Here is an 11,982-nt window from a genome sequence, read left to right as displayed (position 1 = left end):
TTAACTCCCCACACCGAAACGCGCTGATCCGCCAGGCTGTTGCTGGCTGATCCTGATCGATCTGCCGCCAATCAAGCGTTGCGGCATCACCTTGTTAGATTGTTTTGACAAAGGAGGTGTCGAAAAGCTTTTCCTTTGTCACCGCTTCCTTGACCATGCCTTCGGCGCGAAACCAGTCGAGTTGTTCGATACAGCTGGACAGGGAGAGAGCAAGCCCCTTGTTGATGCGCATGGCCCCATCAACCAGGTTCTGTCGTGCTGTCTCAAACGGGCTGTCGCTCTCGACATATTTATGCACGATCCGCGCGAGATCATCGCGGGCTGCATCATCGGTGTGATTGTCGACAAAGGCGGCATTATAGTCGTCAATGGCCCGTGAATAGGCTTTGACGAAAGCCTCGGTCATGGCGCGTTGATCGCTGGCATTGCGGGTTGAGGTAAAAGCGGTCGTCACCTGATAGTCCGGCGCATAATCAGCAACAAGGCCGATCTGCTTGGCGGCACCGTCACGGATGAGCTTTCTGGCGACATTGGGCTGGATGGCCCAGGCGTCGATCTGGCCCGTCGACAGGGCACCAACCACCGCGCCGAGCTTTTGCAACGGCCGCAATTGAATGTCGGAAAGCGCAATATTGTTGGCTTTTGCAATCTTGTGCGCCATGAAATGGAACGAGGATCCCGCGGTGGTGATGCCGAAACTATGCCCGGCGAGCCTGGAGGGATCGGTGAGGCCGCCATCATAAGCCTTGTTGGAGGCAAGGATGATATTGCCGGTGATGCCTTGTTCCTCGCAAAGCGCGCCGCCAATCACCTTGATTGCACCCTTGTCCGCCAGGCTGATCAGACCGCCGCTCATGGCGGTGACCCCGAAATCCGCATCCCCCGATGCGATCGCCACCGCCATGGGTTGGGCGGCTTCGAAGAATTTCAGTGCGATATCGAGCCCGGCATCTTTGAAATAGCCACGCTCAAAGGCGATATAGCTGGGAGCATGGCTTGCCAGATGCAGAACGGCAAGATTGCGGGTGGCGGCGCGGACGGGCGAGCCCAGCACCACGCTGGCGCCGATAGCACTCAGTCCGATCAGGGCCTGTCGGCGGGTTGGGGACAAATCCATGCGGGCGCTCCTGTGCTGTTCGGTCTGCGCATGGTTTAGATTTCTCTGCGCGGCCCGGCAAACAAAATTTTATTACGTCTCTTCCATCTAGCCTTCCCGGCTTGTTTTCCATGACAGGGACGATGCGCATTTTCAGCCGCTGCAATGATGCGCAAAGGCCTGTTCATGCCGGGAGAGGAACAGTCTCATCTGCGCTAGCAGTGCTTCCGGGGCCAGTTCCGGAAGCAAGTGACCGCCGGAGAGGCCTTGCCCGGTAACATCGTTGGCCCAGTCATTCCAGATGGCGAGCGGTTGCCTGTTGCCGCCATAGGTTCGGCCCTGTTCCCACAAAACCAGCACCGGGGCGGTGATCCGCCGTCCTGCCGCGCGATCATTAAGATCATCTATTTCATCGATCCCTGCTGCGGCGCGATAGTCTTCGCAGATGCCATGCCGCACCACAGGGTCGCGGAAGGCCTGCCGATAATCGGCAAGGGCGAGGGGATGCAACTGATCGAGGCTGCCGGCCATTTTTGCCAGGGTCGCATCGATGATGAAGCCCGGATCGCCCGACAGCAGTGTTTCCGGCAGTGGTTCGGGCTGGGCGAGCATGAACCAGTGCCAGGCGCCCATACCGAAGGCTTTGCTGGCCCCCTCCCACATTTCTGGGGTGGGGACGACGGTCACCGAGATCAGGCCCAGCACCATGTCAGGATAATCGAGTGCCATGCGATAGGCGACGCGTCCACCGCGATCATGGCCGCAGACCACGAAACGCTGATGGCCAAGGGCTTGCATCATCTCCACCAGGCTTGCGGCCATACGGCGTTTTGAACCGGCTCCTTGAGCGTCAGCGGTGATCCGGCTGCGACCATAACCGGGCAGGTCCGCGACAATAACCTGATGCGACAAAGCCAGCGCGGGCGCGATCCTGTGCCAGGCGGCCATGGTTTGCGGATAGCCGTGCAGCAGCAGGATCGGCAGGCCTTGTCCGGCCGACATCACCGCAAAGCGAACAGCTTTGGTTTGCACATCCTGCATCTTGAAATCCGGAAAGAGTTGTTGTCTTGCCAATTGCATGGTCCGCCACCGGTTGTTGTTAGATCCCTGTACCGCGTCTGATAGCATGAAATTGCTTGATCGCCGCATTGCCGGCGAATAGGTGCGGGAACGAAACGCGGCGGGCCTTTGGGCTCTGGTTCATTTGCCGCCTTTGTTGTCGGAGCCGCGATCATCGCGGCGAGGGCGCGATCGTCCCGAATGGGGGGCGAACGCGCCGGCAGAATTGCCGGGCATCCGCGCATGCGGATTGTTTGTCAAGGATTGAAACAGCGCCGCGAGTTTCTGGGTCGCCGCCTCGAGTTGCAAAGGCGTATAGGCTGCAAAGCCGATCAGAAAGCCCTTCCTATCGGTGGTGCCAGCGTGCAGTGAAGACAGGCCAATCAATTCGATACCGATCCTTGCGGCCGCCTCGACGACAGTCTGTTCGCACAGATTGCAGGCCAGGATGCAGGGCAGCTGCAATCCGCCTGCGGGTACCTGTGGGATGACGAATTCCGAGAGGTGCCGGTCAACCAGCTGCTGCAATGCCACCAGTCTCTGGGCATAGATACGCCGCATGCTGCGGATATGAATGCCGAAATGTCCGCCTTCGATGAAGCGTGCGAGCGTGTATTGGGCGATCGACGCGCTGTGCCCGTCAAGCAATGTGCGGGCGGCGGTCATTGGCTTTACCAGGCTCTGCGGCAGCACCGCATAGCCAATCCGCAGGCCGGGAAACAGCGATTTGGTGAAGGTGCCGATATAGAGGGTTCTGTCATGGGTATCGAGCCCCTGCAGACAGGCGGTGGGCTTTCCGACATAATGAAATTCACTGTCATAGTCATCTTCGAGAATGAAGGCGTTGTGACGCTGTGCCCAGTCTATCAGCTGCAGTCGCCGCTTCAGTGAAAGCGTTGTGCCGGTCGGAAACTGATGGGATGGCGTCACAAAAACACCCCGCCCCGGCTTGGGGTCGCTGATGATAGGAGCAAGGGCCATGCCCTGCTGGTCCACAGCCACCGGAACCGAGATGAGCCCGGCTGCATCAAATGCCTTTTGCGCACCCTGATAGACCGGGTTTTCTATATAGATGCGCTCGCCGGGGTCGAATAGCATGGTGGCGAACAACGTCAGGGCCTGTTGTGAGGAGGTCAGGATCAGCACCTGATCGGCTGTGGTGCGGGCACCGCGTTCAAGATTGAGATAATCCGCAATGGCCTGGCGAAGCGGCTGCACGCCTTGCGGATCGGCATGACAGAGGGCGTCCGCGCCAAGTTCCTTGATAACCTGGCGTTGCAATCTTTCCCAGATCGCCAGTGGAAAGCTCCGCACGTCCGGAACGCCGGGCGCAAACGGTCGCGGTGCCTGAATTTCAGTGATACCGCCAAGCCCGAACAGCGCATCGCCGCGCCTGCTGAGTTGCGAGGATGATTGCCGGGTGGCATGGGGGCGCGGGCGGGATTGCCGCGATTGCAATTCCGGGGTCTGCGCAACGAAGCTGCCGCTGCCAACCCGTCGATCGATGAAGCCTTCGGCATGCAGCTGTGCATAAGCGGCTTCCACGGTATCCCGGGACACGCCGAGCGATTGGGACAGGCTGCGTGAGGCAGGCAAAGGCTTGCCCCGCTTCAGACGTCCATCAACGATCAGCTGACGGATTGCCCGCTGGATGCGAGCGTGAAGCGGCATGCTCGCATGGGTTGGATGGCTCAGCCAGGCCTTCACCGATTAGAGTCGCGAATGCTTGAACAATGGTCTGATCTTCCCCGCGAAAATGGCTGGAAATATCAGGCCAATGATCGGTTAGATGTCAAGCCAGTTATCGCATCGTTTCTGGAGAAAGCCATTGATGCCGTTTAAGCCATCCAACCCATCCATTACAGCCGCAGATATGCTTCATCCCGTTGTCGCGGGCTTTATTTCGGTGATCGTCAATTATGGCGGAACATTCATTCTTGTCTTTCACGCGGCCAAGGCCGCCGATTTGAGTCCGGAACTGACCGCATCCTGGGTCTGGTCGGTATCGGTCGGGGTGGGCCTTACCGGTCTTTATCTCAGTTGGCGTTACCGGGCCCCGATCATCACGGCCTGGTCGACGCCCGCTGCAGCATTCCTGGTCACAGCACTTGCCACCACCTCCTATGCGCAAGCGGTGGGCGCCTACATGATCTCGGCCTTTGCTTTTGTTCTGCTGGGCCTGTCGGGCTATTTCGACAAGGTCATTCGTTTGATCCCCGCCGGTATTGCGTCGGGTTTGCTGGCAGGGATATTGTTGCAATTCGGGATCGGCGCCTTCGCAACGGCGAGCGTTGACCCGCTGCTGGCAGCGGTCTTGATCACTGTTTATCTGCTCGTCAAGCGGGCATTGCCTCGCTACGCCATCGTTGCGGTGTTGCTGGCTGGTCTGGTGATGCTGTCTTTTGAAGGCCGGATCGATGTCTCGAAACTGCAGCTCGAATTTGCGATGCCGATATTGACCTGGCCGCAATTCAGCGTCAATGCCACGCTCTCGATTGCCCTGCCGCTGTTTGTGATCACGCTGACCGGGCAATATATGCCGGGGATGCTGGTGCTGCGCAATGATGGTTTTGACACCAGCGCCAATCCCATTGTTGCGGTGACCGGCCTTGGCTCGCTTGTGATGGCGCCCTTTGGCGCGCATGCTTTGAATATCGCCGCCATCACTGCGGCCATCGCCACCGGGCGTGAAGCCCATGAAGATCCGGGTAAAAGATGGATCGCCGGGATTGCTGCGGGAAGCCTTTACGTCCTGGTTGGGATATTTGGTGTCACCCTGGCGGGATTGTTCATGGCATTACCGTCGAGTTTCATCACCCTGCTGGCCGGCCTTGCCCTGCTGGGTGCGATTGCGACGAGCCTGGCGGGGGCGATGGCAGAAGCTGCCGCACGCGAAGCCGCCTTGATCACATTTCTTGCCTGTGCGGCCAATATCACGCTTTTAGGCATTGGTGGGGCGTTCTGGGGCCTGATGATCGGCCTGGTTGCCGGATTGATCTTGAACGCGCGTCGCAGCCCTCACCCCTTGCCCGACCGCCTGCATATCCAGGCCGGCGATAAGGAAACAGGTCCGCAACAGCCCTGTTGATCTGAGGCGAAACAAGCAGGGGGCGCCTGGCGCCCCCATAGACTTTCAGTCGTTCCTATCAAGGACGCGCGACATGCTCAGCGCCAACAAGGTGCAGATCGCGCCCGATATCAGATAGCCACCGATAAACACGATACCGAGACTGGTGGCAAGACCAAGCGCGACGAGCGGCGCGAAAGCTGCGCCGACCAGCCATGCGAGGTCTGAAGTCAGGGCAGCGCCGGTATAGCGGTAATATTGGGTGAAGCGCGAGGAGACGGCGCCCGAAGATTGCCCGAAGGTCAGTCCGAGCACGCCAAAGCCGATCAGAATATAGGCGTCCTGCCCGGCGCTGCCCGCATCAAGGAGGAAGGGGGCGGAAAAGCTGAAGATGGCGATCAATATGGCACCAAGCATCAATTCCCGACGCCGGCCGATGCGGTCTGCGATGAAGCCGGACAGCACGATGCCGACAATGCCGACGGCTGCGCCGGCGATCTGAACCAGCAGAAAGCGTTCAGCGGGTTGCGCGCCTGTCAGCATCACCCAGCTGAGCGGAAAGATGGTGACGAGGTGAAACATGGCGAAGCTCGCCAGCGGGACAAATGCCCCCAGAATGACGTCGATACTGTGCTTGCTGAGCATTTCAAACACCGGCCGCGGCTGCAGTTCCTGTGCATCCATTGCGGCACCGAACTCGCTGCTTGCGACGATGCGCAGGCGTGCGAACAGCGCCACCACATTGATGGCGAAGGCGACGAAGAACGGATAGCGCCAGCCCCAGGCCAGAAAATCCGCCTCGCTGAGATTGTGAACGAAATAGGCGAACAGCGTGCTGGCGAGCGCGAAACCAATCGGTGCCCCCAATTGCGGGATCATGGCATAGAAGCCGCGTTTTGGGGGGGGAGAACTCAGGCTGAGCAGCGACGCCAGCCCGTCCCATGCCCCGCCAAGGGCAAAGCCCTGACCCAGCCTGAACAGAGCCAGCAGCAGCACCGCCCAATATCCGATCGTTTCAAAGCCTGGCAGGAAGGCGATCGAGGCAGTGGATCCTCCCAGGATCAGCAGGGCGAGAGTCAGCTTGGTTCCACGACCATATTGCCGATCGATCCACATGAAGATGAAGGAGCCAATCGGGCGTGCGATGAAAGCCAGCGAAAAAACCGCAAACGACATCAGCGTCGCGGTCACCGGATCCGGCGCGAAAGGAAAGATCAGCCTGGGGAACACCAGGATCGAACCGATGCCATACACAAAGAAATCGAAGAATTCGGAGGTTCGTCCGATGACAACACCGATGGCGACATTGCCGGGGGACAGGGGCTTTCCGTCGCTGTGGATGCGGCGGGCGTCTTGTTCAAGACCTTTTGAACTCGGTGTGGCTGACGAACTCATGAAACTCTCCAAAAGCGTAGCAATGGATTTATGATGTCGCACCAGGTTACGATATCAAGGAAAAGGCGAAAAAAAAAGTAGATATAGTTGCCCAAATGCCCGGTTTACTACGAAATCTCTATAAAATTAAAAATTGGACTTTCCGAAATCCAATTGTGCCTTATCATGTTGAAAGGAACAGAATGTAGGTCGGATCAAACATGGACGCATTCTTGAGTTTCACACGAAAATCGCTGCTGCTCCTTGTTGTGGGACTGGGGCTGGCGGGCTGCAACATGGTTGTCATGTCTCCCTCGGGTGACATCGCGGCACAGCAACGGGATCTGATTGTCATTTCGACAATCCTGATGTTGATTATCATTGTTCCGGTCATTTTCCTGACATTCTACTTTGCCTGGCGCTACCGGCAGTCCAACACCGCCGCCCGTTATGATCCGGAATGGCATCACTCGACAGCGCTGGAAGTGGTGATCTGGACCGCGCCCTTGTTGATCATCATCGCTCTGGGGGCGATCACCTGGGTCAATACGCACAAGCTTGATCCCTATCGGCCGCTTGACCGGATTGATCCCGCCCGTCCCGTTGCTGCCGGAACCGAGCCGCTGGTTGTTGAAGTGGTGGCGCTCGACTGGAAATGGCTGTTCTTCTATCCAGATTATGGCATTGCCACCGTCAACGAGATGGCAGCGCCGGTTGATCGGCCGATCGCCTTTAAGATCACGGCGTCGTCGGTGATGAATTCCTTCTACATCCCGGCACTTGCAGGCATGATCTATGCCATGCCCGGCATGCAGACACGGCTGCATGCGGTGATCAACAAGCCGGGTGATTTTGAAGGTTTTTCCTCCAATTTCAGCGGTGAGGGCTTTTCGCATATGCGCTTTGCGTTTCGCGCGCTTGAACAGCCGGATTTTGAAAGCTGGATTGCAAAGGTGAAGCAGAATGGCACCATGCTCAACCGGGATAGTTATCTCAAGCTGGAAAAGCCGAGTATCCGTGAACCGGTGCGATATTTCGGGGCGGTCGAGGAAGGGCTTTACGAAGCGGTGCTGAACATGTGTGTGCGTCCCGGCCAGATGTGCATGCACGATATGATGCATATTGACGCGATGGGCGGCGGCGGTCTGGATAGTCACGACAATAAGTCGAGGCTCGAACATGACAATCGGCATGGCAGTCAAGCCCTGCCGATCGATGCCAGCGAAGCGGCAACGCTGCCAGGCGCAGCGCAGCAGCAAGGCCATGAACACCACAGCATGCCGTAACCCGGCCGGATCCGCATCCTGCCTGCGCGCGGAATGGAGAATTTCGATGCGATCCGCTGTTTGAACGGGAGTGAGCGTCAAGCCGCGGCGACAGATAACGTTAACCTCGGGAATGTCCATCATGATCGGCGATAACAGTGCTAGCAGTATGATTTTCGGGCGGCTCACGCTGGAGGCCATTCCCTATCATGAGCCGATCCTGCTGGTCACCTTCATCGGGGTGGCGATCGGTGGCATTGCCGTGGTCGGACTGATCAGCTATTTCCGGCTTTGGTCCTATCTATGGCATGAGTGGTTTACCAGTGTCGATCACAAGAAGATCGGCATCATGTATATCATTCTGGCTCTGGTGATGCTGCTGCGTGGCTTCGCCGATGCGATCATGATGCGCATCCAGCAGGCGATAGCGTTTAATGGCTATGAGGGCTATCTGCCACCGCATCACTATGACCAGATTTTCACCGCCCATGGCGTGATAATGATTTTCTTCATGGCGATGCCGTTCGTGACCGGTTTCATGAACTATGTGGTGCCGCTGCAGATTGGCGCGCGGGATGTGTCCTTTCCGTTTCTGAACAATTTTTCCTTCTGGATGACGACCGGTGGTGCGGTGTTGATCATGATGTCGCTTTTCGTCGGCGAGTTTGCGCGCACCGGCTGGCTCGCCTATCCGCCCTTGTCGGGGATTGACTACAGTCCCGACGTTGGCGTCGACTATTATATCTGGGGTCTGCAGGTGGCGGGGGTCGGTACTACCCTGTCGGGGATCAACCTGATCGCAACCATCGTCAAGATGCGGGCGCCGGGCATGTCATTCATGAAGATGCCGATCTTCACATGGACGGCGCTCTGCACCAATGTGCTGATTGTGGCAACATTTCCGATCCTGACAGCAACGCTGGCCCTGCTGTCGCTCGACCGTTATGTCGGGACCAATTTTTTCACCAATGATCTTGGTGGCAATCCGATGATGTATATCAATCTCATCTGGATATGGGGCCATCCGGAGGTCTATATTCTCGTGTTGCCGGCATTTGGCATTTTTTCGGAGGTGGTGGCCACCTTCTGTGGTAAGCGGTTGTTTGGTTACGCATCGATGGTCTACGCAACCTGCGTCATCATGATCCTCTCCTATATTGTGTGGCTGCATCATTTCTTTACCATGGGTTCGGGCGCGTCGGTCAACGCCTTCTTCGGGATCACCACGATGATCATCTCAATCCCCACCGGGGCAAAGATGTTCAACTGGTTATTCACAATGTATCGCGGACGCATTCGCTTTGAAGTACCGATGTACTGGACGATCGGTTTCATGGTGACCTTCGTGATCGGGGGTATGACGGGGGTGATGCTGGCCATTCCGCCTGCTGATTTCGTGCTGCACAACTCGCTGTTTCTGATCGCCCATTTTCACAATGTGATCATCGGGGGTGTGGTCTTCGGCCTGATGGCCGGACTGGTCTATTGGTGGCCGAAGGCCTTTGGTTACAAGCTTGATCCATTCTGGGGCAAGATGAGTTTCTGGTTCTGGCAGATCGGCTTTTTCTTTGCCTTCATGCCGCTTTACGTGCTGGGTCTGAAGGGCGTGACCCGCCGCGTCAGTCAGTTTGAAGACGCCTCGCTGCAGATATGGTTCATTGTGGCGGCTTTCGGCGCCGGGCTGATCGCGCTGGGCATCGCCTCCTTTCTGATCCAGTTGGTGGTGAGCTACCGCAAGCGCGACGCCTTGCGCGATTGGACCGGCGACCCCTGGGGTGGGCGCACGCTGGAATGGTCGACGGCGTCCCCGCCACCGGATTATAATTTTGCCTTCACTCCGGTCGTGCATGATCATGACAGCTGGTATGACATGAAGAACCGCGGCTATGAGCGGCCGTTAACGGGTTTTCGCCCTATCCATATGCCGCGCAATACCGGTGCCGGTGTGATCCTTGCGGCTTTGAGTGTGGTTCTTGCCTTCGCACTGATCTGGCATATCTGGTGGCTGGCTGCAGTGTCGCTGCTGTCTTTGCTCCTGGCGGCGATCGCCCATACGTTCAACTATCACCGTGACTTCTACATCCCCGCCGAGACGGTGGCGGTGACCGAGGACGCACGTTCGAAACTTCTGGCCCGGTAGGTTTGACACCATGACCCAGATCCGTCTCGACACTGCCGAAAAGCCGCAATTCTATCTGGTTGAAGATCATCATCCGGAAAACAGCACCATGCTGGGCTTCTGGCTTTATCTGATGAGCGACTGTCTGATCTTTGCGGTTCTGTTTGCCACCTACGGGGTGCTCGGTCGCAATTATGCTGCGGGCCCGGCGCCGGCGGATTTGTTTGACCTCAATCTGGTTGCGATCAATACCGCAATGCTGTTGTTGTCATCGATCACCTATGGTTTTGCGATGCTGCAGATGCAGCGCGACGAGAAGACCGCGACATTGTTCTGGCTGGCGATCACTGGAATTTTTGGTGCGATCTTCCTGGCGATAGAGGTTTACGAATTCAGCCATCTTATCAGAGAGGGGGCGGGGCCGGGGCGTTCGGCGTTCCTGTCATCCTTTTTCACACTGGTTGGCACCCATGGGCTGCATGTCACCTTTGGCATCATCTGGCTGATCACCCTGATGCTGCAGGTGACGCGTCATGGATTGATCGTCGAGAATAGGCGTCGGTTGATGTGTCTCTCGATGTTCTGGCACTTCCTGGATGTGATCTGGATTGGTGTGTTTTCCTTTGTTTATCTGTTGGGGGTGCTGGGATGAGCATTGACGGCAATCAGCACGGCCTGGAAAAAGGCAGTCACGACCTGCATGCTTCGGCGACGGGGGAGATTCACGCCAGCTTCAGCGGTTATATGACGGGCTTTGTCCTGTCGATCATTCTCACTGCGATCCCGTTCTGGCTGGTGATGGGAGATGTCTTGGCCAGCAAGCCACTGACCGCGATGCTGGTCATGGCGATCGGTGCCGTCCAGATTGTGGTTCATATGGTGTATTTTCTGCATATGAGCCCGCGCTCGGAGGGCGGATGGACATTGATGGCGCTGATCTTCACGCTGATTATCGTGGGTATTGCCCTTGCGGGCTCGCTGTGGGTCATGCATCACCTCAATGCGAACATGATGCCGGTTAGCCATGACATGATGAAGAATATGCCCTGATCACGTCGCGGCCATGCCCTGAATTGGTCCGGCTGGCGACTGCGGCCCAAAAGGGTCAATCACGACGGCCCGCGAACATGTTTCGATCTGTTTGGAACAAGCCGGCACGCGCATCATCTCACGCAAATGAGGATCGTCGCCTGATCGAAGGGGTACAAGATATCACGCCGTTAAAATGATCGCTTGCTTTGCCCGCTCTCGCGTTTTCCCCGGCGCGCGCCGCCTTCGCATGCCTATGCGAGAGGTTATGAGGCGTTTCTGGTTTTCGAAACCAGAAAGGGCTCTGCTCCACCCATCCCGTGGCACTCATATATAAACAAAGGCTAAGGAGAAGACCCTTCAGTTGCGCCCGGTCGAGGTGCAGTCCCTCCCGGATCGGAATCAAATTTTGAAAAATATTAGAGGTGAATGAAATAAAGAATTTATAGCTATATAGTCATAATTTGAGTTGTATATAATATAATCTATCGATATAGCGCTTATAAAAACTGCTTCTCATCAATATAAAAATGTATTTTCATGTCATTGTATTGCTTAATTTATAAATGCTCGAAGGTTCAGGCGGGCAGGTCTTTTGTTTTATTCTGTATTTGAGCAGTCTTCAGTATTTGGTTAAAGCGCTCTTGGAGAGACTTTGCATGGAGACAATTCTTTTTCAGTTTCTCGGCGGCATGACCGGAGGCTCGGTTTCGGGCAAGATTGTCCATCTTTCGGATGCGGGCCTCGTCATCAATGCCGTGACAGGGGCGCTGGGTGGCGTCGCGGGCGGACAACTGATCAGCCATATTCTTGGCAATACCGCAGTGGCTACGGGTTGGGATCCCGGGGCGTTCATCGGCCCATTTTTCGATGGCGCGCTGGCCGGGGGACTTGTGCAAATCGCCGCCTGCATGGTTCTCACCCGGCTGTTGCTGCATGATTGATACCGGCGCCACCCACCGCATCATTTCGG

At 56.8% G+C, this 11,982-nt stretch carries 10 protein-coding genes; 6 read left to right on the top strand and 4 right to left on the bottom strand.

Annotated features, from left to right (window positions below; genetic code table 11):
* Nucleotides 1-94: 94 nt before the first annotated feature.
* From CEV34_RS17130 to pdxR, 3 genes are all read right to left on the bottom strand, one after another.
* Nucleotides 95-1,117, bottom strand: a complete 1,023-nt coding sequence (locus CEV34_RS17130; RefSeq protein ID WP_094544115.1) for an ABC transporter substrate-binding protein — start codon at nucleotides 1,115-1,117, stop codon at nucleotides 95-97.
* 132 nt (nucleotides 1,118-1,249) lie between these two features.
* A complete protein-coding gene (locus CEV34_RS17125) occupies nucleotides 1,250-2,176 on the bottom strand; it encodes an alpha/beta hydrolase (protein WP_094544114.1) in 927 nt (308 codons plus the stop codon).
* 120 nt (nucleotides 2,177-2,296) lie between these two features.
* Nucleotides 2,297-3,826, bottom strand: coding sequence for a MocR-like pyridoxine biosynthesis transcription factor PdxR (gene pdxR / locus CEV34_RS17120; RefSeq protein ID WP_094544113.1), 1,530 nt, complete (start codon nucleotides 3,824-3,826; stop codon nucleotides 2,297-2,299).
* Nucleotides 3,827-3,986: 160 nt separating this feature from the next.
* On the opposite strand from pdxR, the gene CEV34_RS17115 reads away from it, so the two are divergent.
* Complete coding sequence (locus CEV34_RS17115) at nucleotides 3,987-5,243, top strand: benzoate/H(+) symporter BenE family transporter (RefSeq protein ID WP_094544112.1); 1,257 nt, start codon at nucleotides 3,987-3,989, stop codon at nucleotides 5,241-5,243.
* 45 nt (nucleotides 5,244-5,288) lie between these two features.
* Here the strand turns inward: CEV34_RS17115 and CEV34_RS17110 are convergent, their stop codons facing one another.
* On the bottom strand, nucleotides 5,289-6,617 hold the full coding sequence (locus CEV34_RS17110) for an MFS transporter (RefSeq protein WP_007881312.1): 1,329 nt from the start codon (nucleotides 6,615-6,617) through the stop codon (nucleotides 5,289-5,291).
* A gap of 200 nt (nucleotides 6,618-6,817) precedes the next feature.
* On the opposite strand from CEV34_RS17110, the gene cyoA reads away from it, so the two are divergent.
* From cyoA to CEV34_RS17085, 5 genes are all read left to right on the top strand, one after another.
* Entirely contained in the window at nucleotides 6,818-7,882 is a 1,065-nt protein-coding gene (gene cyoA / locus CEV34_RS17105) for a ubiquinol oxidase subunit II (RefSeq protein ID WP_094544111.1), read from the top strand.
* Between the two features lie 121 nt (nucleotides 7,883-8,003).
* Nucleotides 8,004-10,001, top strand: a complete 1,998-nt coding sequence (cyoB, locus tag CEV34_RS17100; RefSeq protein ID WP_007881308.1) for a cytochrome o ubiquinol oxidase subunit I — start codon at nucleotides 8,004-8,006, stop codon at nucleotides 9,999-10,001.
* A gap of 10 nt (nucleotides 10,002-10,011) precedes the next feature.
* Nucleotides 10,012-10,632, top strand: coding sequence for a cytochrome o ubiquinol oxidase subunit III (gene cyoC, locus CEV34_RS17095; RefSeq protein WP_094544110.1), 621 nt, complete (start codon nucleotides 10,012-10,014; stop codon nucleotides 10,630-10,632).
* Nucleotides 10,629-11,030 (top strand): cytochrome o ubiquinol oxidase subunit IV, encoded by a 402-nt coding sequence (cyoD, locus tag CEV34_RS17090; protein ID WP_094544109.1) that lies wholly within the window; start codon nucleotides 10,629-10,631, stop codon nucleotides 11,028-11,030. The genes cyoC and cyoD overlap by 4 nt, the downstream gene beginning before the upstream one ends.
* A gap of 638 nt (nucleotides 11,031-11,668) precedes the next feature.
* Nucleotides 11,669-11,953: a hypothetical protein gene (locus CEV34_RS17085; RefSeq protein ID WP_094544108.1), complete on the top strand. Its 285-nt coding sequence runs from the start codon at nucleotides 11,669-11,671 to the stop codon at nucleotides 11,951-11,953.
* The last annotated feature ends 29 nt before the right edge of the window (nucleotides 11,954-11,982 follow it).

This window comes from Brucella pseudogrignonensis, from assembly GCF_002252525.1.
GTDB lineage: Bacteria > Pseudomonadota > Alphaproteobacteria > Rhizobiales > Rhizobiaceae > Brucella > Brucella pseudogrignonensis.
Note: the sequence above shows the minus strand (reverse complement) of the source record. Positions and strands in the feature narration are given on the sequence as shown.